The sequence below is a fragment of the Hyphomicrobium zavarzinii ATCC 27496 genome (genome assembly GCF_000383415.1).
Classification (GTDB): Bacteria; Pseudomonadota; Alphaproteobacteria; order Rhizobiales; family Hyphomicrobiaceae; genus Hyphomicrobium_C; species Hyphomicrobium_C zavarzinii.
Window position 1 is genome coordinate 332,639 of the sequence record NZ_KB911258.1, and the last position, 15,953, is coordinate 348,591.

16 protein-coding genes are annotated in these 15,953 nt (G+C 64.4%); 12 read left to right on the forward strand and 4 right to left on the reverse strand.

Annotated features, from left to right (window positions below; translation table 11 throughout):
- Positions 1–34: 34 nt before the first annotated feature.
- Positions 35–1,006, reverse strand: coding sequence for a hypothetical protein (locus tag F812_RS23790; protein WP_051113831.1), 972 nt, complete (start codon positions 1,004–1,006; stop codon positions 35–37).
- Between the two features lie 103 nt (positions 1,007–1,109).
- On the reverse strand, positions 1,110–3,056 hold the full coding sequence (locus F812_RS0112690; protein ID WP_020086358.1) for a vWA domain-containing protein: 1,947 nt from the start codon (positions 3,054–3,056) through the stop codon (positions 1,110–1,112).
- A 117-nt stretch (positions 3,057–3,173) separates the two neighbouring features.
- On the opposite strand from F812_RS0112690, the gene F812_RS0112695 reads away from it, so the two are divergent.
- A complete protein-coding gene (locus F812_RS0112695) occupies positions 3,174–3,752 on the forward strand; it encodes a nitroreductase family protein (protein ID WP_020086359.1) in 579 nt (192 codons plus the stop codon).
- A gap of 36 nt (positions 3,753–3,788) precedes the next feature.
- Here the strand turns inward: F812_RS0112695 and F812_RS0112700 are convergent, their stop codons facing one another.
- Positions 3,789–4,571 carry an NAD kinase gene (locus tag F812_RS0112700; protein ID WP_020086360.1) on the reverse strand — a complete coding sequence of 261 codons (783 nt, stop codon included), beginning with the start codon at positions 4,569–4,571 and terminating at the stop codon, positions 3,789–3,791.
- Positions 4,572–4,710: 139 nt separating this feature from the next.
- Here F812_RS0112700 and cutA point away from each other — a divergent pair, with 139 nt between their 5' ends.
- Positions 4,711–5,064: a divalent-cation tolerance protein CutA gene (cutA, locus tag F812_RS0112705; protein WP_020086361.1), complete on the forward strand. Its 354-nt coding sequence runs from the start codon at positions 4,711–4,713 to the stop codon at positions 5,062–5,064.
- 29 nt (positions 5,065–5,093) lie between these two features.
- On the opposite strand, the gene F812_RS0112710 is transcribed toward cutA, so the two are convergent.
- Positions 5,094–6,218: a peptidoglycan-binding domain-containing protein gene (locus F812_RS0112710; protein ID WP_156827401.1), complete on the reverse strand. Its 1,125-nt coding sequence runs from the start codon at positions 6,216–6,218 to the stop codon at positions 5,094–5,096.
- 868 nt (positions 6,219–7,086) lie between these two features.
- Between F812_RS0112710 and F812_RS0112715 the strand changes: the two genes are divergently transcribed.
- The 10 genes from F812_RS0112715 to F812_RS0112760 all read left to right on the forward strand — a co-directional run bounded on the left by F812_RS0112715 (position 7,087) and on the right by F812_RS0112760 (position 15,834).
- Complete coding sequence (locus F812_RS0112715) at positions 7,087–8,298, forward strand: primase-like DNA-binding domain-containing protein (protein ID WP_245257675.1); 1,212 nt, start codon at positions 7,087–7,089, stop codon at positions 8,296–8,298.
- A 366-nt stretch (positions 8,299–8,664) separates the two neighbouring features.
- The gene (locus tag F812_RS0112720) at positions 8,665–10,572 is read left to right on the forward strand and encodes a methanol/ethanol family PQQ-dependent dehydrogenase (RefSeq protein ID WP_020086364.1); all 1,908 of its coding nucleotides are present in this window, start codon (positions 8,665–8,667) and stop codon (positions 10,570–10,572) included.
- 114 nt (positions 10,573–10,686) lie between these two features.
- Entirely contained in the window at positions 10,687–11,385 is a 699-nt protein-coding gene (locus F812_RS0112725) for a pentapeptide repeat-containing protein (RefSeq protein WP_020086365.1), read from the forward strand.
- A complete protein-coding gene (locus tag F812_RS23795; protein WP_020086366.1) occupies positions 11,382–11,822 on the forward strand; it encodes a hypothetical protein in 441 nt (146 codons plus the stop codon). Before F812_RS0112725 ends, F812_RS23795 begins: the two co-directional genes overlap by 4 nt.
- 15 nt (positions 11,823–11,837) lie before the next feature.
- Positions 11,838–12,266, forward strand: coding sequence for a cytochrome c-550 PedF (gene pedF / locus F812_RS0112735; protein WP_051113818.1), 429 nt, complete (start codon positions 11,838–11,840; stop codon positions 12,264–12,266).
- Positions 12,250–12,594 carry a hypothetical protein gene (locus F812_RS0112740; RefSeq protein ID WP_020086368.1) on the forward strand — a complete coding sequence of 115 codons (345 nt, stop codon included), beginning with the start codon at positions 12,250–12,252 and terminating at the stop codon, positions 12,592–12,594. Before pedF ends, F812_RS0112740 begins: the two co-directional genes overlap by 17 nt.
- Complete coding sequence (locus tag F812_RS0112745; RefSeq protein ID WP_020086369.1) at positions 12,591–13,148, forward strand: cytochrome b; 558 nt, start codon at positions 12,591–12,593, stop codon at positions 13,146–13,148. The genes F812_RS0112740 and F812_RS0112745 overlap by 4 nt, the downstream gene beginning before the upstream one ends.
- Positions 13,149–13,256: 108 nt before the next feature.
- Positions 13,257–14,234 carry a catalase family peroxidase gene (locus F812_RS0112750; RefSeq protein ID WP_020086370.1) on the forward strand — a complete coding sequence of 326 codons (978 nt, stop codon included), beginning with the start codon at positions 13,257–13,259 and terminating at the stop codon, positions 14,232–14,234.
- A gap of 340 nt (positions 14,235–14,574) precedes the next feature.
- Entirely contained in the window at positions 14,575–15,039 is a 465-nt protein-coding gene (locus F812_RS0112755) for a hypothetical protein (RefSeq protein WP_020086371.1), read from the forward strand.
- Positions 15,040–15,114: 75 nt separating this feature from the next.
- A complete protein-coding gene (locus F812_RS0112760) occupies positions 15,115–15,834 on the forward strand; it encodes an NAD-dependent deacylase (protein ID WP_020086372.1) in 720 nt (239 codons plus the stop codon).
- Positions 15,835–15,953 lie beyond the last annotated feature (119 nt).

Here is a 15,953-nt window from a genome sequence, read left to right on the forward strand (position 1 = left end):
CAGGAATCCCTACTAACCACTGCCTACTGCCCCGTCACTTCATGATCAGCTCGACCTGCGTGGTCTCGCCATTCGAGAGCGCGATATCCCGCTGGAACACGCGGCCCTGTGATTTCGCGATCACCGTGTAGTTGCCGGGCGCGAGGATATGCGTCGGGAGTGCGCCGACGCTCTCCTTCACCTCATCGCCCTGCGGGGTCTGGATCGTCCACTGCGTGTCGGGCAGCGCTTCGCCGCCAGCCCGGTGCACGAGCTTGAGCGTGGCCTTCGCCGCAGAATGCGTAACGGTCGCTTCCGTGAGCTTGCCCGCTTCCACAGTGACGTCGCTGCGCACGACGGCGTTGCAGTCGCCGTAGGTCGAGACGATGTGATAGATGCCCGCATTGAGGCGAATGATGAGGTTCGGCTTGGCGGCTGACAGCACGAGCTTGCGATTGTCGGTCTGGTCGCGATCCGAATAGATCGCGTAGCTCACCGTGTTGTGCGGAGCGTCCGCGCCGGACACCAGCGCCTTGACGCGCAGGCCGCCCGCGTTGAGCACGAACTCTTCCATCGTCCCGTCTGCCGGTCCTCCCGGCTTTACGGAAATGCGCCGCGTGATGTGGGCCCGCCCGAACGCGGCGTTGACGATGTAGTCGCCCACCTTGAGCTTGAACGAGGGCCGCGCGTCCTGCTTGGTTGCGATCAGCGAAGTCTTTCCTTCACCGGCCGCATGGCCGTAGACACGCCAGGTGAGGCCCTCTTCGATCTCCTCGCCATCGGCCGTAAGCCGGGCCACCATCCGCACATAGGCTGTTTCCTCGCTCTGCTCGGGCCCGGAGCTCTCGCGGCCCGGTTGCGGAGAAGGAGTGCCTTGTCCGGGAGGTGCGACGTGCTCCTGCAGTCCCGTCAGCCAGTCAGCGGGCGATTGGGCTCGCGCGACGCCGGGCGAGAGGACCCACGCGAGGCTGAGCAGACCCAACGCCGCCGCGGTGAGCGGGCGGACGCGTGAACGGTGTTCCCTCATGATGGCCATGCGCATCGGGACAGACTTGCTCGGGTTTGGGAGTTGCGATCGCCGGATCACGCCGCGAGACCTTGGTTGAAGTATGGCACAGTCCCCCGACGCATCACGGCGAACCGAGCGAAAGCTCGCGCCGCTCCCCGGTTTTGAGATCGAAGGCCTGCTCGGTCCTGCGCTCGCCCCCGTCTGTCAGCAGCACGTAGCGCCCCGGCGCCAGCCGCGCGGACGTGGCCTCGCCTGGGCCGGAATGCAGGACCGTGCGTCCGCTGGCGTCCTTGATGCGCCAATGGCGCCCCTGTGCCGCGCTCGCGCCGACGGCGACCTCGCCCGATTCCAGCGTGAGCTGAACGCCGCCGCCCCGGCCGTTGGAAATGTCGACGGTGCCGAGCGCCTTGATATTGAGGCCGCTCACGGTCGCCTCCACCCGGTAACGCGCGGGCGGCAGCAGGAACGTTCCGGTCATCCCGTTGGCGCGTGCGATCTCGCGATGCGTCTGGTCCTCGCTCAGGATGCGGATCAGAACGGGCTGGTCTGCTCCGCCGCCGGCGTTGGCCGTCACCGTCAATTGCACGAGGCTGAAGGTCGCCACGTGCTTGACGACGTCGCCGGTTCCGAGCGCGATGCGGTCGCGCGTTTCGGCGACGCCCTGGCGGGCGACGACGTAGTAGGTTCCGGCCGGTAGCGTAAAGGCCGCCGCGGGATCCGCCGAGCGTGCCACCTCGCGCCGTCCTTTCCGCGCGTCGGGATCGTCCTCCTCGATCAGGTAGATCACGTCGGTCAGCGGCTGTCCGTTGGCGGCCGCAACGGCGGAAAGCTCGAGGCGCCCCGTGCCGAGCACCGGCGTCACATCCGCGCCCGCCCCTTCGGTGAGCGTTACTTCCGTCGTCTGCTCAGCCAGGCCATCCTGCACCCGCACGATGTATTGCCCAGCCGGAACCACCATCTCGGTATCGGCGGCGCGTCCGACCCAGAACGGACGCTGGCTGCCATCGGCGGTCTTGACCGAGATCGTCACCAGGGGATTGGTGAGCGGTGCGCCCGCCTTGTCGGCATGCGCCTTGATCTTCAGCAGTCCGGCTGCGAGCGAGAGCCGCGCGGCCGTCGGCTTGTCGGACGCGACCTCGAGCGTCTGCCGCGCGGAGGCCTGCCCGAAGCGCGCCTCGACAACATAGGAGCCGGGGTCGAGGTCCACCGAAAGCTCGCGGTTCTTGACCGACTTCAGCACTGCGTCCGGCTTGTCGGCCTTGGCGACGGTCCAGTGCACCGGAGCGGCGAGAGGGGGCGAGCCGGAGGCGAGCGAAGCGGAGAGGCGAAGGCCCGGAGCGCCCTCGGGGTTTGGTGGCGGGGCGGCCTTGGGAAGCGGCACGGCCGCGCCCGTTGCGGGATCGATCCGCTCGAGATTGGCGAGCGTCAGCGCTTCGGAGAGGCCGGCTGCGAGGCTTGTCGAATCGCGCGCCTCGATCACCTTGCCGTTGGTCGATTTGGCGACGCAGGCGAGCCGCTGAACGTCCGGCTTTTCGAGGCCGAAGCTGATCAGGAACACGCGCGTCTTGGCGTTGGCCTTGGCGATGTCGGCTGCAACCGCGCACGGGTCTTGCGCGCAATTGTCCATTCCGTCGTGGATCGCGATGATGGAGCCGGCTTCGCCGGGCTGGATCTGCTTGGCGGCTTCGCGCAGCGCCAGGGCCAGCGGCCCCTTGCCTTTGGGATTGAGCTTGTCGGCGATCGAGAGAATGCGCTCAGGCGGCCCGGCTTCCGGAGCGGCCAGCACCTCCACGTCGCTGCAATCGGCGCGCCGCCGCTGCCCGAACGACATCAATCCGAGGCGCACGCGCGGGGAGATGTCGGACAGGGATTGACGGAGTGCCCCGCGGGCGAGATCGAACTTGGAGGCGCGCTCCGTTCCGATGTTGCCCCACATGGAGCCGGACCCGTCGAGGATGACGATGGCCGGGCCTTCGGGAGCCGTCTGGGCGCGGGCGCCAGGGACAAAAAGCAGCAGCAACCCGAAAAACGGCAGGAGAGAAGGGGCCAGGCGGCGCAGGACCAGCATCGGGGAACGAATCCGTTTTGCTCAATCGCGATGGGGAGATTGTATCAGACGCGCAACTGCGATAGCGAGGCCGGCAAGCCCCACCCTTCGAATTTAAGTCTCAGGGAAGCATCTGCAATGAACGAAGCCCTTTTCGAAACCCTGGCAACCCGGCGCTCCGTGAAGCCCGACCGGCTCGAGGCCCCGGCGCCGTCGGGCGACGAGCTGCGCCGTATCCTGACCATCGCTGCCCGCGTGCCCGATCACAAGAAGCTGGTGCCCTGGCGCTTCATCGTGTTCGAAGGAGAGGCGCGCCAGGCGGCGGGCGAGCTGTTCGCGGCGGCTTGCGAGGCCGAGGAGAAGGAGCCGTCCCGCATTCGCCTGGAGACGGAGCGCAATCGCTTCATGAGAGCGCCCCTCGTGGTCGCCGTCGTGTCCCGCATCGTGCCGCGCCCCGGCGCGCCAGAATGGGAGCAGACGCTCTCGGCAGGCGCCGCCGCCTTCAGCCTCTGCCTTGCCGCCAACGCGCTGGGCTACGGAACCTCATGGCTCACGGAATGGGTGGCCTACAGCCCCACGGTGAAGAAGGGCCTGGGCCTTGGCGAGAACGAGCGCATCGCGGCCTTCGTGCACATCGGAACCCCGAAGGAGAAGCCCGAGGAGCGCGAGCGCCCGAACCTCGACGACATCGTCAGCCACTGGAAGCCGGCGTCCTGAGACGCCCGCGGCCGTGCGCGCAGGCACGGCGGCGGATCAGTAGCGGAACTGCTCCGCCAGGATCCGTTCGTCCAGGCTGTGGCCGGGGTCGAACATCATGAAGAGGTCGATGGTGCGGGCCTGCTCGATCTCGACCTTCACGACGTTGCGCATTTCGATGGCGTCGGCCACCGCGCTCACGGGCCGCTTGTCGGATTCGAGCGCGGTGACGCTGATGCGGGCCTTGTTCGGCAGCAGCGCCCCGCGCCAGCGCCGCGGCCGGAAGGGGCTGATCGGTGTGAGCGCCAGAAGCTGCGCGTTGATCGGCACGATCGGCCCGTAGGCGGAAAGATTGTAGGCGGTCGAGCCTGCGGGCGTCGCCACCAGCACGCCGTCGCAGATCAGTTCCTCCATCCGGACCGTGCCGTCGATCGAGATCTTGAGCTTCGCCGCCTGGAACGTCTCGCGGAAGAGAGACACCTCGTTGATGGCGAGCGCCTTGCTGGCCTTGCCTTGCGCATCGTAGGCAACCATCGACAGAGGATGAACGCGGCTGATCTCGGCCTCGGCGAGACGCTCGAGAAGCCCGTCCTCGCGGTACTCGTTCATCAGGAACCCGACCGACCCGCGGTTCATGCCGTAGATCGGGATCCTGTCGTTCATGAAGCGGTGCAGCGTCTGCAACATGAGGCCGTCGCCGCCGAGCGCGACGATGGCGTCCGCCTCGCGCGGCTCCGCCGAGCCATAACGCGCCGAGAGCCGCGCCAGCGCGTCCTGCGCCTCGGCCACTTCGCTTGCGACGAATGCGATCTTCTCGAACTTGCTTTTCGATTTGGCCATGATGATTTGAAACGCGTCGCTGCGGAGGTGGGGTCCGTTGGCGGCTCGCCGCCTTTCGGCTTGAAGCAGCGGTTGGGGATCGCCGGGGCAGGCGCTACACTCGAAAACCTGGATCGCCCGGACAGGGAGGCTCGCCTACTTGCAGGAAAACGACAAGGCCGTTCTCGTATATTCGACATTTCCCTCGCTTGAAACCGCGGAGGAATGCGGGGGTGCCCTCGTGGATGCCGGGCTCGCGGCCTGCGTCAACATCCTGCCGGGCATGGTGTCCCTCTACACCTGGAAGGGCGCCCGCCACCGGGACGCGGAGGTGGTGATGATCATCAAGACGCGGCGCTCGCTGTCCGCCCGCGTGATCGAGGAAGCCCGCCGCCGCCATCCTTATGAGAACCCGGCGTTGATGGTGCTGCCGGTGGAGGACGGCTCTCCCGACTTCCTGGCATGGATACTCTCTCAGACCCAGACGCAATCCCCTGGTAATCCGGGGGATTGAAAGCTGGACCGATCAGAAGCCTGCCCGGGCTACATCCGCCCGAGCGGATGCTCGAACAGGCGCTGGACGTGGCGGTAGTTGCTCATTCGCGCAGGCGCCGCGCGTGCGGACTTCGAGCGTCCGCTGCTGGCCGCCTTGTTGCGCCGTGCCGGGGGAGCGTCGAAGGAATCGAACGAGGTCTTCGCGACCTTCGCAGTCAGTGCCGCGGTGTCCTCGCCGAGCCCGCCGGGACCCGGCAGCGCTTCGAGCGCGGCGGTCCGCTCCAGGTGCCCGGATGTCACGGCCGAGACGCCCGTGCCGCCGGGCCAAGCGCCTCCGAGCGTGTCCGCGTCGTCCGGCTTCGGGCCGCCGATGCTCATGCGGCCATAGAGCGGCGGTTTGCGGGTCGTGGAGGCGTCGGCGACCACGGGCTCCCACGTTGCGTCGGCTTCCTCCTCCGCGATCGCGAGCCGCTGTGCCCCGTCGTTCACGGCCTTTCCGCCCTGCGCGACGAGCGTCGTCGGCTGGCAGCGGCCGCTTTCCGTGAAGCTCTGGCCCAGCGGGCACGACGGGCCGCAGACCGACTCGTTCTGGGCGCGCAGCAGCGACAGCATGAAGACGTCGGGCTCCCGCGTCGGCAGCGAGGCGTTCACGCGGTCCATGAACGTGAGGATTGCGCGCTTGGAGCCACCGCCCCACCGCCCGTCGACGTCACCCAGATAGCAGCCCACGCGTTTGAGCTCGCGCTGGATGTCGCGGGCGAGCGCCACCCGCGGCGTGTCGCCGGCCGTGGCCTTGTCTTGTAAGGGAGCGCGCCCTTCTCGGATCACTGCGCTCTTCCATGTGGAGGCGGTGACCGGCTGCGGCGCGGGCACCGGGGCGGCAGGAACAACGTCGAGCGGGGCCAGCTTATGCGCCAGATAGTCGAGCACCGCAGCCCTCGGCCGTTCCGCCAACAGCAGCCGCTCGCCCGGTGAGAAGGCGGCCAGCCGGGATTGCGGCGCCCGCTCGTGCTCGGATGCCAGCACCACGGTGGCTACCGGCGGGGGCGCGACGACGCTGACCGCGCCGGGATCTGCAAAGGAACGGGAGAGACTGGCCTCCCCAGGGAAGAAGGTGTGGGCGCCGAATACAAGGCCAGCGGCTAGAATTGGATAGCTGATGTACCACCGCATGAAACGACACTCCCGAACACGGACGCCACGAGACAACATCCGGGACGCACGGTGCCGACCAGGGAACCACCCTCGTCAGCGGACGCCGGCCGGCTGGATACGCCGTCAACGCACCATTCATGCCGGCACCCATCCTCGCGCCGATTTTGGAAGTCTAACAAATCGAGGCCCGCGCGGCCATGCTGAACGATGCATCGCCCACGCAAAATCTCGATGTCGGTTTCTGGGCCGTCTCCCGGCGCGGCCCTCGATAGGGCGCCTGAATTTTCTGCTGGCGCGTGTCCGGAACGAGACGGCGGCCTGTCGGATGTCAGCCGCTTTCAGCCTGCGGTGAAGGCTGGGGGTAGTCTGTGGATTTTCAATGCAAATCTGCGGACAACCGGTGCATAAGGGCGCCGCATCTTGTGGATGAGAATCAGCGTGCAAATGAGCCACATGTGATGCACTTCGGCATTGCCTCTGCGCGCAGATCATCTAGCAAACTGATTCTCTTAATAAAAGGTAGACGGCTTTCACTCGAATCGCAGTAGCCTCCCCGTCGAGGGATGTGTTCTGCGTAATCGAGGCTCACGTGAGCTTCTGTTTTGCACATTGGCATCGAGCGGCGGTGTCCCCTGTGCACAAGCCAGAAGTCACGGTGAGCGGGTTCAGCTCATGTGCGCTCGCCGCAGGGGGAGTGCCGGTCGGCCTGATGGACTGCCTTGGGGGGCAGTTCTAGCTCAACGGGCAAGAACGGTACGCTGCTTGGTCGGGCGCCAGTACGGGGTCGGAGCTGGCCGGTCTGCTTACCCTCCAGATCAGCAGACTGCACGAGGCTCGTTTCGCCTGCCAATCGGGCAGTGCGCGCGAGTCGACAATGGAGAGGGCAATGAAAATACGACATGCTCTAGGCGTGTTCGGAATTCTAGCTGCCGGCGTACTACTCGCCGTCTCAGCAGCTATGAATTGGCGTTTTGGTTTCAGCCTCGGTCGAACTGAGTTCGACGGACAGATCTATGGTGCGGCCAGCGTCGCAGCAGACTGTCTCAAAGCGCTGATCCCATTCTTCTTCTTCGCCGCAATTCGAAACAAGATGTGGTCGCAAGCAGCGGCCTCTGCCATCGTCGGCCTCGTGGTCACGGCTTACTCGCTGACCTCTGCGCTCGGCCATGCCGCGCTGAACCGGTTCGATACGACCGGTCACCGCGCCGTCGAAGCCCAGGTCTACAAGGACCTGCGTGGCGACCTGAAGCGGGCACAGGACCAGCTGTCCTGGATCCCGCAGCACCGTCCGGCAGCCACCGTGCAAGGTGAGATCGATGGTCTCAAGAACCAGCGCGCCTGGACGTTCACCAAGGCCTGCACGGATGTCACTGGCAAGGTCGGTCGCGACTTCTGTCAGAAGTACCACGGTCTGACCGCCGAGATGGCCTCTGGCCAGCAGGCGCAGACCCTCGAAGCCCGGATCGCAGAGATCCAGGGTAAGCTCGGCAAGACCGATGCAATGACGGTCATGGGCGAGGCGGATCCGCAGGCAACCGTGCTTGCGAAGCTCTCCGGCCTCAGCGTCGATCAGGTTCAGATGGCGATGACTATTTTTATCGCTCTGCTCCTTGAGATCGGCTCTGGCTTCGGCATGTACATTGCCTTCAGCCAGTGGCGCCTCTACGACCGTGAAGCCCCTGCCGCGCCCAAGATGGCGACGGTACAGAGCACCGCTGCGGCAGCGGTGGCAGCCCCTCAGCAGGCGGCTGTGGCAATCAGAAAGCCGCGTTTCGGAGCCAACGACAATCGCTCGTTGCCGCCGAATAAGCTGCTGGTCCCCGAAACGGACGTCCAGCGCTTCTACAAGGAGAGCGTCGACAGTCAGGACGGACACACCGTCTCAGCGACATCACTCTACGAAGCCTACTGCGTATGGTGTGAAGAACGACAGAAGGAGCCTCTAGCACTGCCGACCTTTGGTCGCGAGATTGCCGAGTTCGGAATACAGAAAGTCAAAAAGAAGGATGGTGTCAGATACGTTGGCATCGCACTGAAATCCGATCTCGAACTCGAGGAGGATAAGAAGCTGCCGGCCTACCGCGCAGAAGCTGCCTAGAAATAGGCAACGGATTAGAAAGGGCCCCGAAACGGGGCCCTTTCGCATTTCTGGAAGCCGTCTCGGAATCGGGGCGGCTTTTTTGTTTTTTCCAGCCCGGTAAAGTTTCGGCGAAATGGACCGGAAAACAGGGGTCGGGAAGTAATTCCGATAACACGCAAGTAAATCCCAGCCCAAGCAGGGAAGTAGTCTCGAACTGAGGTGGGAAAAACAGGAAGTTAGGCCTTAGACGATGGTCTAGGGATACCAGTAAATACATCAGAGTTTCGCCAAAAGGCGAATGGACATCTGTTCCAATTTTTTGATTTGTGCAGATGAGGCGGCGAAATATATCGCCTCTGATAAAATTAAAATGGGAGAAACGCCATGCAACGTAGACACCCCCTCCGGGGCGTCAACGCGACGCTTTTCGCTGCTGCATCGACTTTCGCGCTCGCCGCTTTTGCCGGTAGTTTTGTGGCCAACGCCGAAGCACCTGGCAGCAAGCCTGTTTCGTGGGAAGACATTCTCAACGACGAGAAGACGACGGATGACGTCGTGAGCTGGGGCATGGGCGTTCGCAACCATCGCTACAGCACCCTCGACCAGATCACCGTCGACAACATCGCCAATATGAAGCCCGCTTGGTCGTTCTCGTTCGGCGATGAGAAGCAGCGCGGTCAGGAGACCCAGGCGCTGGTCCATGACGGCGTCATCTACGTGACCGCCTCGTACTCGCGCGCATTTGCGCTCGACGCCAAGACCGGCAAGCGTCTCTGGACGTATGCTCACCGCCTGCCGGACGACATCCGTCCCTGCTGCGACGTCGTCAACCGCGGCGGCGCGCTCTACGGCGACAAGTTCTACATGGGCACGCTCGATGCAGGCATCGTCGCGCTCGACCGCAAGACCGGCAAGGTCGTGTGGAGCAAGAAGTTCGAGGACCACACCGCTGGCTACACGATGACCGGCGCGCCGAGCATCGTCAAAGACCAGAAGACCGGCAAGGTTCTCCTCATTCACGGCTCGTCGGGTGACGAGTTCGGCGTTGTCGGCCGCCTCTATGCGCGCGATCCCGACACCGGCGAAGAGATCTGGATGCGCCCGCTCGTCGAGGGCCACGTTGGCCGCTTGAACGGCAAGGAGTCGACCCCGACCGGCGATCCCAAGGCGCCGTCGTGGCCGAACAACAAGGAAGGCAAGAAGGTCGAGGCCTGGAACCACGGTGGCGGCGCCCCCTGGCAGACGGCAACGTATGACGAGAAGACCAACACGATCGTCATCGGCACCGGCAACCCGGCACCCTGGAACTTCCACTACCGCTCGGGTCCGAACGGCGACTGGAAGCCCTACGACAGCCTCTACACGTCGGGCCAGGTCTACATCGAGCCGTCGACGGGCGAGCCCGTTGGCTTCTTCCAGCACACGCCGAACGATGCGTGGGACTACTCGGGCAACAACCCGATCACGCTGTTCGAGATGGAGAAGGATGGAAAGACCATTCGCGCCGGCGCCCACGCCGACCGCAACGGTTACCTGTTCATCACCGACCTCGACAAGCTGACCGCACGAGACGGCAAGATCTCGAAGCAGGCCGGCTCCGCGCTCGGCATCTATCCGTTCGTTCCCAACATCTCTTGGGCGACGAGCTGGGATCTCGCAACCGGCCGGCCGAACGAGGTCGAGGGTCAGCGTCCTCCGGCGCCGGCTGAGGGCGAGACGAAGGGCAAGGTCATCAAGGTCACCCCGAATTTCCTCGGCGGTACGAACTGGATGCCCATGTCCTACAACCAGGAGACCAAGCTCTTCTACATCCCGTCCAACGATTGGTCTGAGGACTACTGGACCGAGAACGTCACCTATAAGAAGGGTGCCGCCTACCTCGGCCAGGGCTTCCGCATCAAGCGCCAGTTCGACACGCACGTCGGCGTCCTCCGCGCCCTCGATCCGACGAACGGCAAGATCGTTTGGGAGCACAAGGAAGAGATGCCGCTGTGGGGCGGCACGCTCACGACCAAGGGCGGTTGGGTGATGACGGGCACGAGCGACGGCTTCGTGAAGGCCTTCGATGCGAAGACCGGCAAGGAGCTGTGGAAGTTCCAGACTGGCTCGGGCGTCGTATCGCAGCCTGTCACCTGGGAACGCGACGGGAAGCAGTACATCGGTCTCGCGTCGGGTTACGGCGGTGCTGTTCCGCTGTGGGGCGGCGACATGGCCGACCAGACCAAGCAGGTGAGCCAGGGCGGCTCGTTCTGGGTATTCGAGGTGCCGCGTACCACGGCATCCGCCGAATAAACCACTCGAGCGGGCGGACCCTTCCTCTCGGCCCGCTTGAGCTACTGGCAGCCGGCTTTGGCCACGCGGGGCCGGCTGCCCTCTCCTGCATGACTCGGAACATGAGGCATCACCATGATGTCACGTCCACTCCGTCTGGGCGTGCGGCCGCTCTTGCTGGCGTTGTCGGCGATCCTTATCGCCGATTCCGTCCCCGTGCGAGCTGACGCGCAAGGCTATCCCGTCATCGTCAATACCGAGGAGCGTCCCGATCCCTGGATCATCAACGGCTGCACCATTGCACCGAAGACCTCCTGTGAAGGGGCTGATCTCCGCCACGCCGATCTCAGGAACGCGAACCTCGAAGGTGCGAACCTGAAGGGCGCGATCCTCGCTCGCGCCGATCTTCGCCACGCAAACCTCCAGGGCGCGAACCTGTCGGGCGCAAACCTCGATGGTGCGCGTCTTACCATCGCCTTCATGGGCGGCGCCAAGCTACCGGGCGCCACGCTGAAGGGCGCGGATCTCTCTTTCGTCCGCATGGCGAAGGCTGACTTCACCAACGCCGATCTCACGGCCGCGACGCTCGAGAAGGCCATGGCCAAGGGTGTCAAGTTCATCGGTACGAAGTTCATCAACACCGATGTCCAGGAGACCAAGTTCTACGAGGCCGATCTCTCGAACGCAGTCTTCGAAGGCGTGAAGATCAGGTTCGCCATCTTCCAGGATGCCTTCATGGAAGGATGCACCGGCTGTCCGATCCATTGGCAGACAGGCGACAGGGTTTGGGAAAACGACAAGGACAAATGGGAGCCAGCCGCACCCGGACAATGAGCACGCTCGGCCGGGCTCGGGGGATCGCCGTTCTCGCGCTCGGCTTTGCCGTGCTCGGCGCGCCGCAGGCTCTGGCCGGCGATCGGCCGGAAGGGCCGCGCGCGTGTCTCGCAATCGCGGACAACGAAGAGAGGCTCGTCTGTTACGACCGCGAGGTGCGCAAACTCATCGAGCCGCAGTTCTCCGGACGTCTCAACAAGGTGACGGACCGCTTCCTGATCGAACGGCCCACACGCCTTCGCTACCAGAGCGACGGAGCGATCTTCGTCCTCTATCTGAAGTCCGACACCAACGAGGTTGTCCAGAACCTGCACATCGGCGGCGGGGGCGAGGACAGCTACCTGATCGAGAAGCCCGGGACCTATTTTCTGGATGTCAGCGGAAGCGAGAGCTGGCGGATCTGGCTCGAGCCGCAGGACCAATCGACCACGAATTAACGACGAGGCAGCACGATGATACTGAGACAGGCCGCGTTGGCCATTTTCTTCGCAATCACTTTTCCGGCCACGGCGGCCCTCGCGCACGGTGACGGCGCTCCCCAGCCGGTCGACACCACCGGCCTCGAGCCGCTTGGCGACGAATGGCGCGCGACCAATCCTTATCGCAACGACAAGAAGCAGCACGACATCGCCGTCGAGATCGGCTCACGCGGATACAATTCGAATTGCGCGCGCTGCCACGGTCTCGAAGCGAAGTCCGGCGGCATGGCGCCGGATCTCCGCGAGCTCGGTGAGACCGAAAGCGAGGATGCGTGGTTCATCTCGCGCGTGTTGCAGGGCGCCGTCGTGAGCGGCCGCCAGAAGATGCCGCCGTTCGAAGGTCTCCTCAATCAGGAAGCCATCTGGGCGATCCGCACCTATATCGATGCGCAGCCACAATAGAGCGGCCTGTGCCCGGCGGACCGCGCTCGCTTGGGCGTGGTTCACAGCGCTTGCCGCGCCCGCCGCCGCAGAGATTCCCGATTACATGATCCTGCGGCTGCTCTATCTCGGAACGTCCTGCGGCGTGCAGCACCTGGAGCAGCTCCCGCCGCCTCAGAAGGGCTGGCAGCGTTTCAAGGCGGCATGCCGTGATGTGAACGCCTATCCGCACGGGATCTTCGTGACCTGCAAGGACCCGCACGACGACCGCGACTGCACGATCGAGACGCAGCCGAAGAGCTTCGACAGCCTGGAGCTGTTACGGCCGAAGGCGGAGGAGTCCGAATGACGCCGCGAGCCGCAGCATTTAGCAAGACCGCCATCGTGCTCCATTGGCTCGTGGCCCTCGGAATTGTCGGGATGCTCGGCTTTGGGCTCTTAGTCGGCGCGATGGAAAGCGGGCCCGACAAAACGGCGATGATCCAGGTCCACAAGTCGTTCGGAGTTCTGGTTGGCACGCTCGCTCTCTTGCGGCTCGTCTGGCGCGTGCGCGAGGGCTTTCCCGCCCCGGTCCCGGGGCTTCCTGCATGGGAAGCGCGCGCGGCTCACCGGATGCACCTCGCCCTTCTGGTCATGACGATCGCCATCCCGCTCACCGGCATGTTGAAGTCGGTGTCCTATGCGCGGCCCGTGCACGTCTTCGGCGTCCTTGTCGTGCCGAAGCTGCTCGAGGAGAAGAGCGTGGTCTTCAATGAGATCGTCTCATGGCTGCACGCCACCCTGGCCTACGCGCTGCTCGTGGCCCTGGCGCTGCACATCGGCGCTGCCCTGAAGCATCATCTCGTCGACCGCGACGCGACCTTGAGGCGTATGGTGCGCCCGTTTGCTCCGCCCACGGCATGAAGCCCGCACGCCACAGCCGGAGCGCGAGGTGGGCTCAAGGACCCGTGTCTTTTTCACGTCGGGAAAATGTCGTACGAACGGGGTCGTGATCCTCGGAAGGACATTGCCATGAAACACGGAAGCTTTACCGGTTCTGCTTTCTTTTGTTGTCTTCTCGCCGCGACATTCCCTACGATTGCCACCGCCGATACCGATCCGGAAGCCCTTGTGAACGCGCTGAATAGCGTGTTCGGCCGGCACGACGGCAAGCGCACGGCCCACACCAACGGTTTTTGTGTCAAGGGATCGTTCGCGCCGACGGCCGCGGCGGCGGACTATTCCAAGGCGCCCCACCTCTCGGGTAAGGGGCCATGGCCCGTCGTCGGTCGCTTCTCCATGGGCGGCGGCAATCCGGACGCGCCCAACAACCAGAAGGACAACGCGCGCGGTCTCGCCCTCCATTTCGACATCGGCAACGGCAATACCACCGATCTCGTGATGATCTCCGCGCCTGTGTTCGTCGCCAAGTCGCCCGATAAGTTCCTGGAGCTCCTGCAGACGGTCGCGACCAAGGACAAGGACAAGATCGACGCCTTCTTCAAGGCAAATCCGGAATCGACCAATCAGAAGACGTGGCTCACCGCGCGCCCGGTTCCTGCCAGCTATGCCACTGCGAGCTACTTCGGCGTGCACACGTTCACGCTCACCAACGCAGCCGGAAAGAGCCAGATCATCAAGTGGAAGCTCGTGCCCAAGGGTGGGGAGGTCGGACTTTCGGACGACGATGCCAAGGCCAAGGCACCGGACTTCTACAAGCCGGAGCTGACCGAGCGGCTGGCAAAGGGACCCGCGGAGTTCGAGCTGGCCGCGATCCTCGGGCAGGAGGGAGACGCCCTCGACGATCCGACGGCGCTCTGGCCTGAGGACCGGAAGGCCGTGAACCTTGGCACGCTGACGATCACGGCCCTGGAGAAGGACGCCACCTGCGACGCCGGGATGTTCGACCCCACGAATGTTGTGGACGGAATTGAAGGCCCAAAGAACGACGGCATTTTCCAGATCCGTTCTCCGGCCTACGCGATCTCCTTTTCGCGTCGCAGCCAGTGAGAGCACGCGGAAATTGTCGTAAGCATCGAAGAAAATAAGCTAACAGATCAAAGGTATGAGGTGGGACGCCCCCAGGAGGGAAGGCGTCCCCCTCGGTAATTGTCGCAGATCGGCAACGGCACCCCAAGGATCAATCCCCGGGCCCGGCCCGCCGGGCGACACGGGCGTCCTTTTGCTGCTAGCCTGAATCCAGGCGGCCGGACCTTCTGCGCGCGCCCTCGGCAGGAGGGGGCGCCAAGGAATGCCGGAGCTGCTACGGCATTTTCTTGGGGAGTGACAGATGTTTGGAGTTATTGGCAGGGCAACGGCGAGGCACGCGATCGCGTTGGGCGCCGGACTGATGGCAGTTGGATTGGGCTTTTCGCTCGCAGTGTCCGTAGAGGCGGTCGCTCAGGACAATCACGAGATCACCGTCTCGATCGTCAAGTTCAAGGCGCTGGACAAGGCCGACGAGCTCTCGAGCGGCGATTTCTTCGCGCGCGTCACCATTGACGGTGCGGCCCAGACCACCTCGCAGATCAGCGACAAGAAAGAGGTGAAGCCGGACTGGAAGCTCTCCAAGGCCGTTTCGCCGGGCGTCCATAACGTCAAGCTTGAGCTGATCGACAAGGACGTCAGCGTCGATGATCCGATCGACATCAACAAGATCGCGAAGAAGCGCGATCTCGACTTCACGGTCGATACCAACACCGGCCGTATCGAGGGCTTCTCGAAGGCATACAAGACCGGTCAGACCATCAGCCGCGCTGGAAGCGAGCCGAAGAAGGCCGAGATTTCCTTCGTCGTCACGGTGAAGAAGAAGTAGAACCGTTTCGCGAGATCGAAGCGATCGGCGGTCGTCCTCGCGGGCGGCCGCTTTTTCTTTGGATGGAGCCGAGCGATGGGCCAGGAGCGCATCGTCATCCTCACCGGCGCCGGCCTCTCCGCCGAGTCCGGCATTTCGACGTTCCGCGACAGGGACGGCATTTGGGCAAAGTACGACTACCGCGAGGTCGCGACGCCCGAGGGCTTCGCACGCAATCCCGTGCGTGTGCACGAGTTCTACAACATGCGCCGCCGCGCGCATGGCGGGGTCCACGCCAATGCGGCTCATCATGCGCTGGCCCGCCTCGAGCGTGAGCACGAGGGAGAGGTCTGGATCGTGACGCAGAACGTCGACGCGCTGCATGAGGAAGCGGGCAGCCGCAACCTCATCCACATGCACGGCGAGATCTTCCAGGCGCTGTGCGCGGCCTGCGGAGATCGCCGCCGCTGGACCGGCGACCTCTGGCTCGAAACGGAGTGCGCCGCGTGCGGCAAGGCGGGCGGCATGCGCCCGGACGTGGTCTGGTTCGGCGAGATGCCCTACCACATGGAGCGCATTCGCACGCTGCTCGAGGACGCCGATCTGTTCCTGTCCATCGGCACCAGCGGCAATGTCTACCCGGCGGCAGGCTTTGTCGCGGAGGCGCGGAGCTGCGGCGCCCACACGGTCGAGCTCAACCTGGAGCCTTCGGAAGGCCGCTCCCTGTTCGCGGAGGCGATCTATGGCCCCGCAACGCAGGTGGTTCCCGCTTACGTCGACCGTCTGCTGCGCGGCGATATTCCCAACACACCATGACCGCCCTCTCGCGGAGGGATACACAAAGGTGCGCTGCGGAAACGTGTCTCGTCACCCCGACGGAGGTCGGGGTCCAGATCGCGGCGGAGTTCTCCCGCTCGTCACCGCCAGCATCGTGG

What these genes read in the sequence shown, in the direction of transcription:
- F812_RS23790 (WP_051113831.1), bottom strand. Translation starts at nt 1,006, where the DNA reads ATGAGGGAACACCGTTCACGCGTCCGCCCGCTCACCGCGGCGGCGTTG.
- F812_RS0112690 (WP_020086358.1), bottom strand. Translation starts at nt 3,056, where the DNA reads ATGCTGGTCCTGCGCCGCCTGGCCCCTTCTCTCCTGCCGTTTTTCGGG.
- F812_RS0112695 (WP_020086359.1), top strand. Translation starts at nt 3,174, where the DNA reads ATGAACGAAGCCCTTTTCGAAACCCTGGCAACCCGGCGCTCCGTGAAG.
- F812_RS0112700 (WP_020086360.1), bottom strand. Translation starts at nt 4,571, where the DNA reads ATGGCCAAATCGAAAAGCAAGTTCGAGAAGATCGCATTCGTCGCAAGC.
- F812_RS0112710 (WP_156827401.1), bottom strand. Translation starts at nt 6,218, where the DNA reads ATGCGGTGGTACATCAGCTATCCAATTCTAGCCGCTGGCCTTGTATTC.
- F812_RS0112715 (WP_245257675.1), top strand. Translation starts at nt 7,087, where the DNA reads ATGAAAATACGACATGCTCTAGGCGTGTTCGGAATTCTAGCTGCCGGC.
- F812_RS0112720 (WP_020086364.1), top strand. Translation starts at nt 8,665, where the DNA reads ATGCAACGTAGACACCCCCTCCGGGGCGTCAACGCGACGCTTTTCGCT.
- F812_RS0112725 (WP_020086365.1), top strand. Translation starts at nt 10,687, where the DNA reads ATGATGTCACGTCCACTCCGTCTGGGCGTGCGGCCGCTCTTGCTGGCG.
- F812_RS23795 (WP_020086366.1), top strand. Translation starts at nt 11,382, where the DNA reads ATGAGCACGCTCGGCCGGGCTCGGGGGATCGCCGTTCTCGCGCTCGGC.
- pedF (WP_051113818.1), top strand. Translation starts at nt 11,838, where the DNA reads ATGATACTGAGACAGGCCGCGTTGGCCATTTTCTTCGCAATCACTTTT.
- F812_RS0112740 (WP_020086368.1), top strand. Translation starts at nt 12,250, where the DNA reads ATGCGCAGCCACAATAGAGCGGCCTGTGCCCGGCGGACCGCGCTCGCT.
- F812_RS0112745 (WP_020086369.1), top strand. Translation starts at nt 12,591, where the DNA reads ATGACGCCGCGAGCCGCAGCATTTAGCAAGACCGCCATCGTGCTCCAT.
- F812_RS0112750 (WP_020086370.1), top strand. Translation starts at nt 13,257, where the DNA reads ATGAAACACGGAAGCTTTACCGGTTCTGCTTTCTTTTGTTGTCTTCTC.
- F812_RS0112755 (WP_020086371.1), top strand. Translation starts at nt 14,575, where the DNA reads ATGGCAGTTGGATTGGGCTTTTCGCTCGCAGTGTCCGTAGAGGCGGTC.
- F812_RS0112760 (WP_020086372.1), top strand. Translation starts at nt 15,115, where the DNA reads ATGGGCCAGGAGCGCATCGTCATCCTCACCGGCGCCGGCCTCTCCGCC.